This is a genomic window from Streptomyces azureus, from assembly GCF_001270025.1.
Taxonomy (GTDB): Bacteria; Actinomycetota; Actinomycetes; order Streptomycetales; family Streptomycetaceae; genus Streptomyces; species Streptomyces azureus.
The window spans coordinates 1-17,425 of the sequence record NZ_DF968382.1 but is presented as its reverse complement, the minus strand read 5'-3'; the positions used below and the strand labels follow the sequence as shown (position 1 = coordinate 17,425).

General features: G+C 71.0%; 10 protein-coding genes and 1 pseudogene. All 11 read right to left on the bottom strand.

What is annotated here, in order from left to right; translation table 11 throughout:
• Nucleotides 1-2: 2 nt before the first annotated feature.
• A complete protein-coding gene (locus AOQ53_RS31440) occupies nucleotides 3-2,171 on the bottom strand; it encodes a hypothetical protein (protein ID WP_059422427.1) in 2,169 nt (722 codons plus the stop codon).
• Nucleotides 2,171-5,947, bottom strand: coding sequence for a putative baseplate assembly protein (locus AOQ53_RS31435; protein WP_059422426.1), 3,777 nt, complete (start codon nucleotides 5,945-5,947; stop codon nucleotides 2,171-2,173). The genes AOQ53_RS31440 and AOQ53_RS31435 overlap by 1 nt, the downstream gene beginning before the upstream one ends.
• On the bottom strand, nucleotides 5,944-9,054 hold the full coding sequence (locus AOQ53_RS31430) for a putative baseplate assembly protein (RefSeq protein ID WP_059422424.1): 3,111 nt from the start codon (nucleotides 9,052-9,054) through the stop codon (nucleotides 5,944-5,946). Before AOQ53_RS31430 ends, AOQ53_RS31435 begins: the two co-directional genes overlap by 4 nt.
• On the bottom strand, nucleotides 9,051-9,434 hold the full coding sequence (locus tag AOQ53_RS31425) for a GPW/gp25 family protein (protein ID WP_059422423.1): 384 nt from the start codon (nucleotides 9,432-9,434) through the stop codon (nucleotides 9,051-9,053). The genes AOQ53_RS31430 and AOQ53_RS31425 overlap by 4 nt, the downstream gene beginning before the upstream one ends.
• Nucleotides 9,431-9,775, bottom strand: coding sequence for a hypothetical protein (locus AOQ53_RS31420; protein WP_059422422.1), 345 nt, complete (start codon nucleotides 9,773-9,775; stop codon nucleotides 9,431-9,433). Before AOQ53_RS31420 ends, AOQ53_RS31425 begins: the two co-directional genes overlap by 4 nt.
• 19 nt (nucleotides 9,776-9,794) lie before the next feature.
• Nucleotides 9,795-10,328, bottom strand: coding sequence for a phage baseplate assembly protein V (locus AOQ53_RS31415; RefSeq protein ID WP_059422421.1), 534 nt, complete (start codon nucleotides 10,326-10,328; stop codon nucleotides 9,795-9,797).
• A 78-nt stretch (nucleotides 10,329-10,406) separates the two neighbouring features.
• On the bottom strand, nucleotides 10,407-11,498 hold the full coding sequence (locus AOQ53_RS31410; protein ID WP_174523380.1) for a hypothetical protein: 1,092 nt from the start codon (nucleotides 11,496-11,498) through the stop codon (nucleotides 10,407-10,409).
• Between the two features lie 43 nt (nucleotides 11,499-11,541).
• Nucleotides 11,542-11,910 carry a hypothetical protein gene (locus tag AOQ53_RS31405; RefSeq protein ID WP_059422418.1) on the bottom strand — a complete coding sequence of 123 codons (369 nt, stop codon included), beginning with the start codon at nucleotides 11,908-11,910 and terminating at the stop codon, nucleotides 11,542-11,544.
• Nucleotides 11,911-11,917: 7 nt separating this feature from the next.
• Entirely contained in the window at nucleotides 11,918-12,604 is a 687-nt protein-coding gene (locus tag AOQ53_RS31400) for a hypothetical protein (protein WP_059422417.1), read from the bottom strand.
• Between the two features lie 11 nt (nucleotides 12,605-12,615).
• Nucleotides 12,616-13,146 carry an SUKH-4 family immunity protein gene (locus AOQ53_RS31395; RefSeq protein WP_063889019.1) on the bottom strand — a complete coding sequence of 177 codons (531 nt, stop codon included), beginning with the start codon at nucleotides 13,144-13,146 and terminating at the stop codon, nucleotides 12,616-12,618.
• 36 nt (nucleotides 13,147-13,182) lie between these two features.
• Nucleotides 13,183-17,425: pseudogene (locus tag AOQ53_RS31390) on the bottom strand (hypothetical protein); the annotation flags it as partial.

Sequence of the window (17,425 nt, the reverse complement as noted above, 5' to 3'; positions counted from 1 at the left end):
CCTCACGTCACGAAGAAGATCCCGGCGTCGGTACCCGCGGGCGTGTACTCGGCGAGCCGGGCCCTGAGCCCGTCCTCGCGCTGCGGCCGGTACAGGTCGTGGAAGGCACCCATCTCGGCGCCGTCGTCCGCGCCGCGCCGGATCTCCTCGGGGCAGCGGTCGGACAACAGGCCGTACCAGGGCGTCCCGTAGCGCTGGGAGGTGAACAACGGCCGGATGTCCGAGGCCTGTTCCGGCTGGCAGCGGTGGCGGCGCGGGGTGCGGGAGCCGGTGGGGACGTAGGAGTGGCGCAGGCAGCCGATGCCGCGCCGGGCCACGTGGAGCCGGCCGGTGAAGACGCTGTTCTCGGCGATCTTCACCGCGTGCGTGTGGACCTCGCCGATGACGGTGGTGCGGTGCAGGTGCAGCACGGCGTGGGCGTGGCGGCAGTCCGGGGCGGACAGGGCCTCACGGTCGTCGGCGGTGGCGTCGAGGACGCTGTCGCGGATGTGGATGTCGAGGGGGTCCTCGCTCACCTCGTCGCCGATGACCTCGATGGTGCCGAGGATGCTGTGCTCGATCTGGAGGCAGGCGGTGGTGCGGTCCAGGACGATGCTCGGCTCCTCGGGCGAGTGCGGCTCGCACTCGGGCTCCAGGGACCAGCCGGGCACGAGCGTGGTGTGCCGTACGACGACGGCGCCCATCGCCCCCGCCACGTTGATGCCGCGTCCGGCGACGAGCAGCCCGTCGAGGACGACCCGCGGCCGCTCGTGTGGGGCGCAGTCGCCGGACACCGCGCGGATGTTGAGGGCGTCGGGGCGGTTGCTGTACCAGTCGAGGAGGCGGACGACGGGGCGGGTGCCCTCGGCGGCGCGCAGTTCGAGCCGGTCGCCCGGGTCGAGGTCGAAGTCCAGCTGCTCCTGGTAGGCACCGCTGTGCGTGATCTCGATGATGCCGGCGGGGCCGGTGCGGTCGGCCTGGCGGTCGTGCTGCCAGGCCCGGTAGGCGTCCATGATCTGCCGGTAGGGCTGTCCGGGGCCGACGCGGTACACCTCGGCGTCCGGGCGCGGCTCGCGGTCACGTTCGTACTCGCCGCCGCCCATGTCGGCGGCGAACGCGTAGTGGTAGTCCACCCACACGCCCTGCCGGGGCGCGGAGCGCGAGCCGAACGCGATCCGCCCCAGCTCGGGGTCGACTGCCACCTGGCCGCGCCTGGGCCGGTAGCGCCAGTCCGACAGGTCGGCGACCACGATGTCCGAGGGCGGTACGGGGTTGTCCTCGCCGTCGAGTCGGATCACGAAGCTCTTGCCGGGGCCGTAGTAGTCGAGCAGCCGGTCGTGCAGGAGACGGCGGGTGAGGAAGGCCGGCACGTTGTCGACGGTGGCGATGTGCACCGGCGAGGGCTCCGGGAACGGCTTGGTGACCAGCGGGGTGTCGTTGCCGAGGATCGAGAAGGTGTAGAGGTTGCGGGCCCGGTCGATGCAGTAGGCGGGAGTGCGGGTCAGCGCGTGTGCCTTCAGCCGCCACACGAAGAGCGCGACGCCGGCCGGGCTCCAGCCGCCCTGCCGGTGCCGTGACTCGGTGCGACGGACGTCGACCGTACGGGCCTGGTTCGCGAACGGGCCGCCGCCCAGGGCGAGTTCGGCGCCGTCGCGCAGGTCGGCCAGCCGGCCGCGCTCGCCGCGGTGCGTGGCGGTACCGGTGCCGAACAGCTTCACGGGCTGGGTGTGGGCGACCTGCCGGGACAGTTCGACGGCCCGCGCGGGCCAGCCCGCCACCCGCTCGGACAGCTCTTCCAGGAGGTGCAGGGTGCCCTTGCGCCGGCGGTTCGCGACCGTGGCGGCCACGTCCCGGCGCGGGGCGACCGCCTCGGCCAGGGCCGCCCGGCCGCCGTCGTGCAGGCCGGTGGTCAGCACGCGCTCGTAGCCGGGCAGGGTGCGGTAACCGACCAGGTCGCCGAGGTACGGCAGCACCCAGGGGGCCGCCGTCTCCACGAACAGGTCCTCGTAGCCCTGCTGGACGCCGTCGCGGACGCGGTCGATCTGCTCGCCGATCACCGCGAGCAGTGCGCGCAGCGGCTCGCCCTCCTCGGCGTCGCGCAGCAGGTGCCAGCGGGGCAGCAGTTCGGCGAGCCCGTCCGGCTCCCGGGGCACGCCATGGGCCGGCGTCTCCGACTGGGTGTCCGGGGACATCACTTGACCTCCGTCAGAATCAGGGTGTCCGCGGCCCGGGGCGACAGCAGCGCGAGCTGGGCCGGGCGGATGCCGCGGAAGACGTACACCGACCGGCCCTTGGGCAGGCGCCGGGTGTCGGTGATGTCGGGGTTGAGGCGCAGCAGTTCGGCCAGCGGGACGCCGTGCCGGGCGCAGATCTCCGACAGTGTCTCGCCGTTGCCGGCGCGGACCGTGTGGATCTTCTCGTCGTACGTCGCCGGGTGCGCCGGGACGCTCGCCCTGGGCGGGCCGGGCCGGGTGAGCAGCTCGGTGAGCTCGTCCGGGGTGGCGGAGGCGGGCACGCCGGTGAAGACGTCGACGTCCACGTAGTCGACGCCGGGCACGGTGTGGGCGGTGGCCAGGACCTCGGAGAGGCGGGCGGGGCGGCCCAGCTCCCTGCCCTCGAAGCCGAGCCGGTTCAGCAGGGCCTGCCGCAGTCGCGGCTCGACGATCCGCCAGGCATGGTCGGGGGCCACCTTCACCCTGGCGGCGATCAGCAGCAGGACCAGTTCCCGGCCGTCCACGCGGACCGGGAGGTTCGCGTCGCCGTACTCGGTGAGGGCGCCTCGCAGGGCGCGCAGGGTGTCGGAGTCGGGCGCGATGGGCACGTCGTCGGTGCCCGCGACCGTCACGTGCAGCACGCGCCGCCGCCCGTCGAAGAGTTCGCGTGCTGAGGCCCGGCCGATGCCGGCCCGGGAGCGGGCGAAGTCCTCGTAGTCGGACTCGGAGACCAGCCGGTCCAGGGCGGAGACGGCCAACGGGACGGTACGGCGGGTCAGGCCCGGGCCGTCGGCGTCGGCGCCGCCGGTGGCGGGGCGCGGGTTGGTGACCGCGGTGACGCCGAGGGGCCGGGTGAGCGGCTGGGTGACGCGGCCCGCCGGGACGTTCGCGGCCTTGCCGGTGCCGAAGCGGTAGCGGGCGCGGACGTTCTCGTGTCCGGAAGGCAGCCGGGCACCGTGCACACCGTCGCCGAAGGTCACCGTGGTGCGGCCGTCGGCCGTGGAGCCGGTGATGTAGACCCGGTCGGTCGGGCCGCGTCCGGCGAGGCTGTCGACCTCGTGCCACAGCACGCCGTCGACCCGGATCTCCAGCACGGGCGTGGCGCCGAGGGGATTGTCGTCGGCGAGCCAGGTCAGCGGGGACTGCCAGAGCGCGAAGGTCTGGTTGACGCGGTCCGAGTCGCCGCTGCCGATGGCATCCTCGCGGCTCTCGCCATGGGTGGCCTCGACGACGTTGCCGAGGATGCGGACCGTCTCGCGGCGGTAGCGGTGGGCGAGGTCGGCGGTGAGGGTGAGCCGGGTGTGGATGTGGTCGCCGGGGAGCCGGCGGTCCGCGGCGGGGTCGGCGGCGGCGATGGTGACCACCTCCGTGGCCCGGACGCCCGCCGTGCCGGGGATGTCGCTGCGTTGGCCCTCGACGATGAGCGTGCGGCCCGGCCTGAGGCCCTCGTACAGCTCGGCGAGTTCGATCTCGTTGCCGTGCACGTCCTCGCCCAGCGGTTCGTCGGCGAGGCGCAGGGGCTCGCCCGCCGCGTGCACGGTGGTGTCGCGGATGTGCGACAGGAGTACGTCGAACTCGTCCAGCCACGGGTCGGCGAGAGTGAGTTCCGTGCCGCGGCCGGTGATGCCGTAGTTGGTGTACGCGGCCGTGCGCGCCGCCACCACCTGGGTGGTGACGAACGCCAGCTTCGGATCGCCGGGGACGCCCTTGTCGGAGCCCTTGGCGGGCCGCTGGATCGCCACCCAGCTGCCGACGGTGATGCCCTCGTGCACGGTGTCCAGCTGGAGCGTGCGGCGGTTGACGGGCTCCGGCTTGGTGGCGATGACGATCTCGACGTTGGGTTCGGCGCTGCCCGCCGTGTACTTGAGGCTGACCTCGTGCTCGCCGTGCGTGAACTGCTCACTGGCGCCGGGGCGCAGGGCGATCCGCTCGGACGTGCCGTTGTCGACGCCGACGTGGATCAGGCCCTCATCGTCGGGCCGCGACACGAACAGGGTGCACTCGGGCAGGCCGGAGCGGAGGCGGGCGGTGACGCCGGGTTCCTGGGAATCGGCGGGCCGCCGGTTGAGCAGGCTCTGATCCCGGCCCTGGCCGGAGGACACGGACAGCTCGACCTGTCCGGGGCCGAGCGTGAATCTGACCGGCTGGGTGACGGGCAGGTTCTCGGCGCGCTGGTCGGAGCTGCTGCCCTCGACGTACTGGAACTCGGCCCGGACCGGGGCCTTGCCCGCCGTGTCGTACACGACGCGCATGGTCGCCAGCACCGCTCCGGTCAGTGGCCAGTCGGCGGTGCGGATGACCCGGCCGCGGTCGTCCTGGACCGGCTTGAGCGGGGCCGTGGCGCCGAAGGGGGCCGCGGTGACGCGCAGGGCGAGCAGTTCGCGCAGGAGCTGCGGGGCGCCGGGGGCGGCGGCCGTGCGCCAGGCCGGGTAGAGGCTGCCGAGGCCGGGGTTGAGGGCGGACAGCAGGCGGGCGGTGTCGGTGCCGGGGAGCTGACGGCCGGTGGCGCCCCGGGGGGCGGGGGCCGTGGCGCGCAGGGCGGGGAGGACGGAGCCGAGGGCCTGGAGGGCGGTCTGCCGGGGGCCGAGCTCCGTGCTCGTCTTGGTCTCCGGGACCTCCTCCGTCTGGGCGGGCGCCAACTCCAGTGCCCGCTCGGCGAGTTCCGCCAGCACCGCCTCCAGCTGCTCGAACCAGGCGGCCACGTCCTCGTACGGCGTGGCCAGCACCTGGGCCTCACCGAGCCGTGCGACGGGCTCGGCGAGGCGGGCCGCGAGCCGTTCGGGCGTCCTTATGCCGTCCAGGTCGTTGCGCAAAGGCTCCAGGACCTGGTCCTCGAAGTCCTCGACCAGTCTGCTGACCGGCCGCGGGTTCGGGACCTCCGGCGTGGGAGGCTCCTCACCGGGCTCGCCCGGAGCTGCTGGCGGAGCTGTCCAGCGCCGTACCTCGTCGACGAGTTCCTTCATGGTCGGCGGCGCCGACTTCGGCAGGGAGATCGCCGTGACGTCGTCGTCCCTGTCGACGCGCGTGTTCGCCACCGGCAGCAGCTTGCGCTCCCCGCCGGCGCCTTCCCCGAAGACGAACAGCAGCTGGTCGCCGGTCCGCAGGGAGTGCGCGGTGCCCTCGACGAACAGCTCGGAGCGCTTTTCGAGATCCCGCGGGGTGACGAGCGAGGGACGACGACGGCGGACCTTCAGTTCATTGAAGTCCCAGCGGGCCGTCAGGTCCCGGCTGGTCTCGAAGGTCAGCGACTCCTCGCCGGCGGACGCGGGCACGCTGTGGCTGCGCGCACCGCGCGGGATCAGCACGTTCTGGGCCTCGGCGCGCGGGTCGCGTTCGAGGGTGTACGCCAGGTGCGTGGCGGCGGCGACACCGGGGCGCGGTCGGTGTCCGACGAGCCGGCCGAGCAGCACCAGGGAGCGGTGCTCGTTCGCGGTGCGGATGTAGGCCTCGTCGGCGATGCGCTCGGAGTGGAAGGTGAGCAGGTCGCCGAGGACGGCGGTGGCGTCGAGCAGGCCGATCGCGGGGTCGTCCGGGGTGCGGACGGTGAGCCGGTTCAGCGCCGGGTAGGCGGGTGAGGCGAGCCGGTCGAGCAGGGCGGCCAGGAAGGAGCCGTACTCGCCGACGCGGTAGTCCAGCGCGGTGCGGCCGGGCGGGTTGTGCAACGGGGCCGGCGCGAGGCGCTCGTCGTGGCCGCCGCGGCAGGCGCCGTCGCAGCCGCACTCGTCGGTCGCGGTGACCGGGTGCGTGTCCGTCATCGGGCACCTCCCAGGGATATCGCCAGCAGGCCGTTCTCCGGCCGGTCCGGGTCGTTGTCGCAGGTGGCGATCTCCAGCGGGCCGAGCCGCAGCACGCCGTCCTCCCTCTCTCCTCGGTCCTGTCCGTGCAACCGCCGCAGCCGGGTGACCTCGACGCTCTGCACTCCGGGCACGGCCGCGGCGACGGCGACCAGGCGGCTGAGCCGGACCGGCTCACCGAAGGTGAGTGCGTCGGGGTGGAAGAAGCCGAGCCGTCCGCCCGGCAGCCGTCCGCTGCCGAGCACGCGGTACAGCTCGGCCAGGATCTGCCCGTGCTGGTGGCCCGGCTCGGCGCAGACGGTCAGCGCGATGTCGAGCGGCACCAGGCGGGCGGGGCCCACGACGAGGTCGTGGCCGATGCGCCGGTACGTCTCCAGGGCCTGGGCGACCGAGTCGAGCAGGTCCCGTGACGGGGCGGCGGTGCCGTACGCGTCGATCGCGATGTGCGCCTCCTGGACGTTGCCCGTCCAGCGGAGTTCGGCCGCCGCCCGCTGCACGCCCGGCAGGGCGGTGGCGAGGGCCGCGTAGTCCTCGGCGGTGACGGCGCGCAGCCGGGTGCGGCGCAGGTCGAGCGGGGCCAGCTGGCGCACCTGCTCGACTGGTTCGGGCTGGGTGCCGCCCACTGCGGGCAACGGGTTGCGTACGGCGACGGCCGGAGCTTCGCAACCGGCTTGCACGACAAGGTGGTTGATGGCCTCGGCGCCGACGTTGCCGGCGGTGCCGCCGCTCAGCCGGTAGCGCAGGGCCAGCCGGGAGCCGGGCGTGGGCTTCGCGCCGTGTCGGCCGTCGCCGAAGCGCAGGGCCAGCCGGCCGTCGTCCTCCAGTTCGCCCACGAAGTGCCGCTCGCGCGGACCGCTGTCGAGCAGGTCGCGGCGCGGCACCCAGGTCTCGTCGTCGCCATGGACCTGTACGGCGGGCAGCGCCCGGCGCGGGTCCTGGGCGAGGGCGGCGGTCACCGAGCCGCGCAGCACCGTCTCCTCGGGGTGGAGGCCGGCCGCGTAGGCCGGGCCCCAGCTGTGCGCGATCTCCCAGGCGAGGTGCCCGTCGAGGACCGTGCCCGCGCGGGCCCGCGCGGCGAGGACCTCGACACGGCGCAGCTTGGTGTCGAGCAACTGGTCGCTGCGGTAGAGCAGTTCGCGCAGGGCGCGGACCGGGTGGCGGCGCAGTTCGAAGCGTTCCAGCACGTTCAGGCCGTAGACCACGGCGAGTTCGGCGATCTCCTGCTCGCCGAGCCCGTCCCGGTCGCGGGCGCTGCGCCACAGCTCGACCAGCCGCTGCCGGATCCGGCCCGGGATGGCCGCGATCCGCTCGGCCTGCCCGGCGGCGACGGTGCCGGGGTCGGGGTAGGGCACCGCCTGAGTGACGGGCGTACGGCCGAGGACCGGGCGGAAGCGAGGTGCGATGCCCGGGTAGACCGACTGGGCGAGCAGGGTGCGCAGCGCGGCGGTCTGGGCGTACGACGTGCCGGGCACGACCTGTTCGTGCCGCTGCCCGGCGCTCTCCAGGCCGAGACCGGCGCGTACGGTGGCGCGCTCGCCGACGACCTCGAAGAGTTCGCGGACGTCGTCGGGGACGAGCGCCCGGCCCGACCGGGTCTTGTCCGTCAGGGCGTTGATGAGCCGCGCGGGCGCGTTGCCCTCCTCGGTGTCCCGGCAACCGAACGCGGGTGGGTCGCAGGGGGCGACCACAGCGGGGACGGGCGGCACGGTGACCATCTCGGGCAGTCCGGTCAGGGTCCGGCCGTGGTCGACGAGGACGACGTTGCCGCGGGCGAGCGTGACGTCCTCGACGGGCAGGCAGTCGCGTCCGCCGCGCGTGGTGAGGCAGAGCGGGAAACGCAGCGCGTCCTCGGCGGCCCAGGTGACCTCCAGGACCGGCTGGTCCTCGATCCGGTCCAGGCCGGGGGTGACGGAGGTGAGGCGGACGGCCTGGCGGTGGCCGGGGTCGGCGTCGCCGGGGGTGCCGGTGCGCGGGCCCTTGACCTCCTCCAGGACGATGACGTCGCCGGGCTCGAGGTCGAGACGGCGCTCGCGGCAGGTCTCCGGGTCCACCCAGGCGTCCCGCAGGGTGGCGGCGGTGGCGCCCTTCGGCAGGGTGCACACCTCGCCGCCCCAGGTCCACAGCCGGATCGCGTTGTGCGCGACCCGCAGCCGAAGCGGGTCGGTGGCGACGACCGGTTCGAAGACCTCCACCGTGCCGCGCTCGTCGAGGTCGCCGAGTTCGCGCTCGTCGATGACGGTGCCCGGCTCGGGGCGGTCGTGCGGGTCGAGGCTGCGCACGTCGACGGAGGCGAAGCGGAAGGTGCCCGGGGCGAGCGTGCGGTCGTCCGCGGTGCGGACGGTGACGTAGGCGCGGGCGTTGCAGCCGTCGTGCATCGCGTAGTCGATGAGCCGGACGTGGCGGCGTACGGAGACGCGGCGGCGTGCGGTGTCGAGGTAGGCCTCGGTGGCGACCGCGTCCTGCTGGTAGCTGATCTGGTCGCCGGTGTAGGCGAGGAGTTCGACGAGGGTCGTGCCCAGGTCGGCGGGGTTGCCCTCGACCCAGTCGGGGGTGGTGAGCGCGAGCCGGTCCAGGAGCAGCTTGCGGATGGTGTCGTAGTCGCGGGCCGTGTAGTCGATGACGGGCACGGCGGGGAAGTCCGGCTCCGGCTCGTCCTGGTCCTTGCAGTCGAAGGGGGTCGGGCAGTCGGGCCGGAAGGAGAACGTGGCGCTGTGGTAGCGCTGGTCGAAGCCGCGGTAGGGCTCGGTCCCGGGCCGTCCGTACGGGTCGGTCTCGACGAGGGAGAGCCGGTAGCGGGAGGTGTCGCCGGCCTTGTCGAGGGTGACGTAGAGCCGGTCGTCGAGCTCGGGGTCCTCCTCGCGTTCGACGCTGACGTCGACGGCGGTGATGCCGGTGATGCGCCGGCCGCCGTCGATGCGGACGTTCTCGGGGCCGAGGCCGTGCGGGGCCTTGCCGAGGAAGGTGACGGTGAGCAGCAGGCCGTCGTCGCCGGCCTCGACGGAGTCGACTCCGTTGAGCTGGGCGGCGCGGACCTTGGCCCGGCGGGAGGTGGTGGTCGTACCGGTCATGCCGTGGCCCTCCCTTCGAACACGTCGTCGCGCCGGGCGCCGTCGGCGCGTATGGCGTACGACAGATACACACGGACGACGTTGTCCTCGCTGACCACGTCGAGGGCCTCCACGTCGATGAGGTCGCCGAGCCAGCGCTGGAGCGAGGCCTGGACGGAGAGTTCGAGGGTGCTGATGAGTTCCGGGCTGGTCGGCGCGAAGACCAGGTCGAGGAGCCCGCAGCCGAAGTCGGGGCGCATGACGCGCTCGCCGGGGCTGGTGAACAGCAGCTGCTCGATGAGGTCGTGGACGTGCTCGCCGTGGGTGGCGTGCGCGGTGCGGCCCCGGCGGTCGGGGCGGAAGGGGAAGGCGATGTCGGTGCGGGTGACCGGCTTCGTCATCGTATGGACACCTCCCGCTGAGCGGCGCTGACGACGGGTGGGCCCTGTGCGACCAGGGCCGCGCTGAAGCACTGGGCCGCGGAGGTGTCGGTCAGCACGGGGGCGCCCGCGACGGTGACACCGCCCGCGGAGGCCGTGAACCGTACGGACACGCACGGCTGCGGCACACCGCCCACGGTGTGGGTGCAGCCGGCGACGGTATAGGTGTGAGCGGCGGTGGCCGCCGCCCGGCCGCCGATCAGCACCGCCGGGGAGGGCGTGTGCGCCGGTGCGGCACGGCCCCCGTGCGGGCAGCTGATCACGGTATCGGCGGCGAGCAATTTGCCCGATGTCCCGGACACGTTCGTCGTTCCCCCGTTCCTAACGCTTCGGTTCCACGGTCAACTGGCCCTCATTGACGATGACCTGGTCGTTCTGGAGGGTGATCCGGGCCCTGCCGGCGGCGATGACGATCGCGCCCTCGGTGATCCGGATGTACGCCCCGTTCTTGGCCTGGAGCAGGATTCCCTCGTCGGGGCCGGTGGCGTCGTTCATCACGATCTTGTGCGCCAACTGGGTCTGTACGACGACGGGCTTGAGCTCGGAGGGCCGTGCCAGCTCCCGTTGTGCATCGGGCGGAAGCTCGGTGCGCTCCCCGTACCAGCAGCCCGTCCAGATCGGGAAGCTGGGATCGCCCTGTTCGAACTCGACCCACACACCGGCGTCCTTCGGCGGCACCACGACCTGCCCCGCCTCCTGACCGGTGAAGGGCAGGCAGGGCAGCGCCCACGTCGAGGGCTCCTCACCGAGCACGTCGGGGACCTGGACGGTGATCCGCCCGATGCCCAGCGGGTCGTTGTTGTCGATCACCCGGCCCCGGAACTTGCCCAGGTACCGGTTGTTCGGTGCCGCCATGCGTCAACTGCTCCTGTTTTCGGTGTTCCGGTGTCCCGGCGTTCCTGCGTACCGGCGTTGCTCGGGTTGTCGCCGTTGTCACGGCCGTACGGTGTCGCCGCGCGCGACCAGGCCCTCCCGGGAAAGCGTGAAGTTCTGGGTGAACGAGCCCGGGCGCAGGCTGTGTGTGACCGACTTGACGTAGTAGTCGCCGTCGTACATCGGTCCCGAGCCGCGCACCCCGACGAGGCTGCGCGGGTGCAGCAGATAGCCGTGCCGGGTGACGTCGAGGGAGCCGGAGCCGGTGATGGCGTCGGCGGACGTGGCGGCACGAGCGAGAAGTTCGGCCTGCGCCTGCTGGATCTGCTGCTTGGCCGTGCCCGCCAGGGTCCTGCGCTTCAGCGCGGGTGTGGGGCGGCGGCCGAGCGGCGGGCGCAGCGGGCTGATCGAGGGCTGGCCGAGCAGCGTGACCTGCCGGTTCTCGGGGTTCTGCCAGCGGGCCTGCGGCTCCTCGCGCGCGGTCCCGTCGTACGCGAACGTCAGCTGGTCCACCGTCGAGTTGGCGTCCATGTTGACGTTGAGGGCGTGTTGCCGGACGCCGAGACGCACCTCGGGCCCCCAGTAGGCGGACGACAGCCCGGCGGTGGGTCCGGGCTCGAGGTAGAAGACGTAGCCGTTCGCCTTGGCCAGCTCCGTCACGTACTGCAGATCGGTACTGGCCTGGTAGGGGACCCTCAGCTGCTCCTGCGGGGGCTGAAGGATCTGCTCGTCCTTGATGTCGGGCCGGATGCCGTAGTCCCCGTACCGGCTGAGGATCGACAGGACGCGCCGTGAAGGGGCCATGTTGGGGTAGCGGGCGGTTCGCTCCTCCAGGTCCATGAGCAGGGTCAGATCCTCACCGGTCACGGTGAGGGTGGTCTGCCCCGGCTGGTTGCTGGCGCCGACCTCCTGCCGGACGATCAACCCGTCCAGCAGCACCTGGGGTGTGCCGCGCACGCTCACGCTGACGATGACCCGGGTCTTGGGGTCGAAGAACCCTTCGGGCAGCAGATTCCGCTGAATCAGCCCGCGTTTCGTCAGATCGAACGCGAGCTGGAACCCGCTCCGCTCCCCCGCCGTGGCGGTGATCTGCGCGGACAGCAGCGCTTCCATGACCTCGGCGGGCACGGGCCGGGTGAGTCTGGGTCCCATCTGCAGGGTCATATGGACGGGCCCTGGCCCGATGGGCAGTTCGTCAGGCACGCCGGCCTCCCTGCGGGAACCCTCCGGGGAGCGGCACGTCGATCACGCGTCCGGGTTCGGCGGTCAACTCCTGTGGATCTAGTACGGGGTTGGCGTCGGCGATCTGCCACCACTGCCCCGGATCACCGAAGAGGCGCTGCGCGAGCAGGTCGGGGCGCTCTCCGGCGCCGACGACGTGTTCCTCGGTCTCCCGGGCGCCGAGGGGCGGCAGCAACCTCCGTTTGGTGTACCGGACTTCGGTCCCGTCCGGTGCTGTGTGCACCCCGATCTCGGCGTCGTGATACCGGCTGGACCGCGGATAGGGATGAGCTCCGGGTATCGAGTCCAGGGCGCTCTCGTACGGCTGGATGCCCTCGGCCATGCGCGGCTCAGCCCCTTCCCAAGGTCATGGTGTCGCGTCCGTTGAGTCCGATGGCTCCGAGGCTTCCGCCGCGGGCGGCCGCGGCGAGCCGTTCCTTCTGCGCGAGATGCGCCATGTACAGATCGGCACCGCGGTGCCCGGCCGGCAGGTCGCTCACGCTGAGCACCTTGAGCCCGATGCTCAGGCTCGCCCGGATCGGATTGAGGTTGACGTCGAACGCGGACTCGTTGATCGACAGCTCGGTGAGCCGCACGGGCATGACGCGTTTGCTCCCCCACGTGAACAGGGTCAGCGGCATCTCGATCGGGGTGATCTCGATGGTGCCCTTCTGGGTCTGCCGCGCCGCGTCACGGAGTTGGGCGGTGGTGGGCTGCACCAGCATTTCCAGCGTGGCGAGTTGGGGGTGGATCCCGTCGGGAGCGGGGATCTCCAGCTGATCGGTGGCGTCGATCTCGGCGGTGAACTTCCAGGTCTCCTCGGCGGGGCCCTTGAGGCGTAGGGCCTCGTTGCGGTCCCCTCCACCAGCCCCGCCTCCTTCGGCGTTCTGGCCGCCGGCGGTCTGGGGGGCGAGGGAGCGCTCCAGGGTGTCGGGGTTGAACTGGAGGATGATGATGCGTTGGGGGGTGCCGGTGTCTGGGTTTACTACGACCAGGCCGGAGCGGATGGGTTTGGGGATGTCTGCGTAGCGGGTCATAGGGACATCCCTCAGCCTTTCATTTCGTCGGTAACCATGGACCACCAACTGTCGGACTGAGAAAAGGCAATCGGGTCGATTTCCTTGAGGACCTCGATGAATCCTTCCGTGTACTCACGTGTCTCCTCCGCAGAAGCATCACGCAGCTCCTTGGCGCGCACGGCGAACCTGCAGAGAAATTCAACGAACTCATCAAGAGATGAGTTCACGATTTCAGCCTGCGGCTTGTCGGCATGGTATGAGACAAGCACGACATACCCTTCGTGGAGATCGAGCTGAAAGCGCATCATGTCGTCACCGGGAGGACCGCCGAGAGAGATCGCCTCCTTACGACCACCGGGCAGATCGAATGCGGTCACGCTGAACAACTCGGGCGACCCCACGGTCTCGGCAGTGAAGAGTCCAGCAACCTTCCTGGGCAGGCCGACGTACGCAAGGATTCCGCGATCGACGGGTGGCACCCCCAGTTCTCCGGCGAGGTCGTGATTCAAGTGGATCACATCCTCCCCGAACGCCTCATTCAATTGCCAGCGTGCAACCACTGTCTTCCTTCTTTCCAAGTGAGCGAGCGAGGACTGTTAGTCCCAGAAGATTCTCACAGTATAGAGAGTCCCGTACGGCGCCTTCGACTTGTTTAGATGCGGTGAATTTTTCACCTGTTGACCCATGCGATTATTGGTCACTGGGTCGAGGAGCCGAAGGTTCTTGAAGGTATCCATGCCGCCGGCCTGCAGGTCGATGACGTGATCCACCTGCATGGAGTCAAGCATGTCTTCAATTTCTGTATCGGTCGTCTTGAATTTCGTGGTCCGTCGATTCTCCTTGCGCGCTCTACTGAGCACCGCTTCCTTGAATTTAGTGGTCTGATGACTTATTCGATCTGCTTCCGATTCCGTGTACTTCTCGCCGTTCGACTTCTTCTTTCGAGTTGTCTTGTCAGTCGGTGTACGAGCGAGCTTCCCCTTGGCTCCGGCCCGCTTGAGCGCCAGCGCCTTCCGCGCGAACTCGACCCGGTCCATGCTCGGGTCCCACTGGAGTGTGATCTGCCGCTCCTCCAGATCAGGATTCTGGGGCCTGGGTTTCTTGTCCTGGATTGCCGATACCCGGCTCACCTCTCTGAGCGCCTCTGCTTCTTCCCGGTCCTTCCACTTCTGCTCTTCCCGCTCGCCCGGCTTCGCACGGACTCGTGACTTCCAGGGGCGCACCCAGTTCAGGAGGGAATTCTGTACGTGCGCCTCGGCCTTTCGAATTATCTGCAGTGTGTCGTTGTCCTCATTCTTCTCGGCCGCCTCATTCAGTTCCTTCAGAAGCTTGTCGAGGGCCTTCTTGTCGAGCCCCTCGGCCACCAGAAGCCAGTCGTCAAGGCCTGAGACATTCAGTGCTTCCTCGAGTCGCCTCTTGCGCTCTGGGTCACTGCCCACGACCTCGAGGACGACCTTCGCCCTGTCCCCTTCGTCGACGGTCTCGGTCGGGTTGAGAGCCGCCTTGATCGTCACGGGACTGGTGCCGAGCGCATCCAGTGCGGAGAGCCGGTACCACGTGCGCAACCCGGCGAGCGCCCCCTTGAAAACGGTCGGCCGGACGTTCCTGGCCAGCATGCTGTGGACCTTGGGCCGCATTCGGGCGACGATCTGGCGCAGCCGCGCCTCCTTCGACTCCTTCGACTTCTCGTCCTTGCGCCGCTGGTCTTGCTGCTGCCTCTTCTGCTCCTGCTGCCGCCTCTTGTCGTCCCTCAGGCGGTCCTTCTTCTTCTTGAACTGGTCGCGGAGCTTCGCCGCGCTGTTCTTGAGGGACTTGCCGAGCTTGGACTTCTTCAGCTTGTTGCCGAGGGTCTTCGCCGCGTTGCCGACCTTCTTCAGGGCGGACTTGACCGCGCTCTTGGCCTTCGCCAAGGCCTTGCCCGTGGGGGACTTGGGCTTCTTGGGCTTGGCCGGCTTGGGACCCTCGATCTCTCTCTTCTTCTTGGAGGCGGGCTCGGGTGTCCTGTCCCTCGACGGTCCCCCGTCCCTGTCAGGTGTCCTGTCCTTGCCCGGCCCTTGATCCCTGTCAGGGGTCCTGTCCTTGCCCGGCCCCTGCGCCCCGTCCTTCGGCTTCGCCGGCGTCGGGTCCGGCTTCGCCGGCGACTTCGGAGTCGCGTGGTCCTTCGGCTTAACCGGTGCCTTCGGCCCAGGTGAAGGGGCCGACTTCGGCCTCGGCGGCGCCGCCCCAGGCTCCGCCACCTTCTGGTTCGCGTTCCGCAGCGCGCCCCGCGCGTTGTTGACCGCGTCCCCCGCCGCCTGCTTCGCGCCCTTCCCGGTCCGCTTCAGGCCGTCCGTGATCTTCTGGGCCATGACCTGAAGCCGCTTGCCCACACCCTTCGTCGCCGACGAAAGGCGGATCATCAGGAAGTTGGCGATGAAGTCGAGCAGGGCGACCACGCCCGCGGCCACCGCCTCGGCGAACAGACACGCGGCCGGGCCCGCCTTGACCGCCTTCAGGTACGCCCAGAACTTCGAGAAGGCCGACAGGATGGAGCTGATGCTCTGCCAGGCCGCCATCAGGCCCTGGACGATCGTCAGGATCGCACCCGCCGCGGGGACGATCATCGAGACGACCTTCTCGATGACCAGGGACGCGATCATCATCGGCAGAGACGCGATGATCGCGTCCCAGGCCATCTTGCCGATCTGCTTGATCGAGACGCAGCCCTTGACCAGGACGTTGATGACGGCCTTGCCGAGGCCGAGGATGCCCTCGACCTTGGTGTCGAACCACTGCTTCACGGCCACCTTGATGGCGCCCCACAGGTGGTCCGTGATGCCGGTCTTCGCCGAGCTGCCCGCCTTGGAGATCCAGCCGCCCGGGTCGGGGGCGATGTCTGCCACCAGGGCCGCGAACTTGCCGAGCGCCTCGATCGCCGCCTGCGCGAACTTGATCGCGCCCTCGATCACCGTCTGGTAGACCTTGATGACCGCCTTGAGGCCCGCCTCCAGGACGGTCAACAGGGCGTTCAGGCCCGCCGCGAGGGCGTCGAGCAGTGCGTTGACCGCCTTCTTCAGGCCGTCCGCCAGCTCGTTGACCTTGGCGATCGCCGCGTCCCGCATGCCCTCGATCGCTTTGCGGAACTTGTCGCGCAGTTCGGGGAAGGCCGCGAGCAGCACGTCGCCGATCGCGATCAGTGCGTCGGCGAGCGCGTTGATCGCCGTGATGGCCAGGTCGCGGACGAAGTCGATCGCCGCGTTGGCCCACTCCTTGAACTTGTCGATGATCCCGTTGACCGCGGCCCGCGCCGCCTCGAAGACCTTGGTGACCGCTTCGAGCAGGCCCTTGAAGAAGTCGCCCACCTTGTCGGCGACCCAGCCGAGGAAGCCGCCGTCGGGCTTCTCCTCCTCCTTCTTCTTCTCGGCCTCCTTCTCGGCGTTCTCCCGCTCCTTGTCGATCGCCTCGTTGTCCTTGTCCTTGCGGTCGGCGATCTCCTTGTCCTTGTCGTCGCGGGCCTTGACGATCTCCTTGTTCTTGGTGGTGTGCTCTTCCTCGGACTTCTTGTCCGCGTCCTCGACCTGCTTGTCCTGCTCGGCCCGCCACTGCTCCCGCTGCGCCTGGGTCTCGCGGGCGACCTTGCCTCGTTCGGCGGTCTGCTTGTCGGTGTTCTGCGCGACCTCGCGGTCGATCGCGGCCTGCTTCTCCTGCTTGGCCTGTTGCTCGCCCTGCCGCTGCTCCTGCTCCTTGGCGGCCAGGTCGCCCTGCGCCTGCCCGGCGGCGCCACGGATGTCGCCGCCCTTCTCCTCCTGGGCGACCTTGCCGACACCGGCCTTCGGCGGCGACATCGCCTTGAGAGCACCGCCCTTGCCACGGACGGCGCCTCCGGAGGCCTTGCCGGTGAGCTGCTCCTGCGGCGCGTTGGGGAAGATCTGGTCCTCGCCCATCGGCTTGGCCGCGTCCTCACGGCCGGTCGCCTGGATATCGGACTGCTTCTCCTTCAGGGCCTTCTGCTGGTCGTCCGTGCGGGTCGGGTCGCTGGCGCCCTCGAGTCGGATCTTGGGCGCGGGACCGACGGTCTTGTTCTCCAGGGCCGGGTCGCGCGTGGGCACGGCGTCGGCCGCCGCCTCCACGCTCTGCGCCTCTTCCGGGCTGAGCCCCTCGGTCGGCACGGCCGGGGGCGGCGGCGGAGGGGCGCTCGGCGTGGCCCCTTGGGCCTTCTCGCTGCCCTTGGCCTTCTGCTTGTCGCCCTGGTCCTTCGGGCCGATCTTCTCGACCTTGCCGGTGATCTGCGCCGCCGCGGGCGCCGCCTCGGGCGGTGCCGAACGGGTCTGCGGCGCGCCCGAAGGCCGCTCCCGCGTGGGCGGGGCGGCATCCAGGCGCTGCTGCTCCTCGCCGATCTTCTTGTCCGCGGCCTGGTCCACGCCGGGCATGGCGGCGGCCGCTTGGTCCGGCGCGAGCTTGCTCACGGTCTGGACGGCGGCCTTCGGGTCCTGACCGGAGACGTCCGGAGGCTCCTGCTCCTTCTCCTCGGGCGCGGCTTCGCCGCCGCCCCCGCAGCTGCCCCCACCGTCGTCCTTCTCCGCGGCGGGCTCGGGCGGTGCGCAGCCCCCGCCGTCCTTCTCGAGTGACGCCTCGGGCTGGGGTGCTGCGGCCCCCGCCGGCTGGCCGGGGCCCTCGGTCCGTTCGGCCGCCGGGCTGACCGCGGCCTGCCCGGCGGACGGCGCGGCGCCGGGCCCGGCGGCCGTCGTCGGTCCGGGCCCCTTCTCGCTGCCGCCGACCGGCCCGCGCGGCGCCGCCGCGGGCCCGGACTCCTGCGGCACCTGCGACTTCGCCTTGGGCGCCTCGCGCTCCGGCTTGGGC

What these genes read in the sequence shown, in the direction of transcription:
- AOQ53_RS31440 (WP_059422427.1), bottom strand. Translation starts at nt 2,171, where the DNA reads ATGTCCCCGGACACCCAGTCGGAGACGCCGGCCCATGGCGTGCCCCGG.
- AOQ53_RS31435 (WP_059422426.1), bottom strand. Translation starts at nt 5,947, where the DNA reads ATGACGGACACGCACCCGGTCACCGCGACCGACGAGTGCGGCTGCGAC.
- AOQ53_RS31430 (WP_059422424.1), bottom strand. Translation starts at nt 9,054, where the DNA reads ATGACCGGTACGACCACCACCTCCCGCCGGGCCAAGGTCCGCGCCGCC.
- AOQ53_RS31425 (WP_059422423.1), bottom strand. Translation starts at nt 9,434, where the DNA reads ATGACGAAGCCGGTCACCCGCACCGACATCGCCTTCCCCTTCCGCCCC.
- AOQ53_RS31415 (WP_059422421.1), bottom strand. Translation starts at nt 10,328, where the DNA reads ATGGCGGCACCGAACAACCGGTACCTGGGCAAGTTCCGGGGCCGGGTG.
- AOQ53_RS31410 (WP_174523380.1), bottom strand. Translation starts at nt 11,498, where the DNA reads ATGGGACCCAGACTCACCCGGCCCGTGCCCGCCGAGGTCATGGAAGCG.
- AOQ53_RS31405 (WP_059422418.1), bottom strand. Translation starts at nt 11,910, where the DNA reads ATGGCCGAGGGCATCCAGCCGTACGAGAGCGCCCTGGACTCGATACCC.
- AOQ53_RS31400 (WP_059422417.1), bottom strand. Translation starts at nt 12,604, where the DNA reads ATGACCCGCTACGCAGACATCCCCAAACCCATCCGCTCCGGCCTGGTC.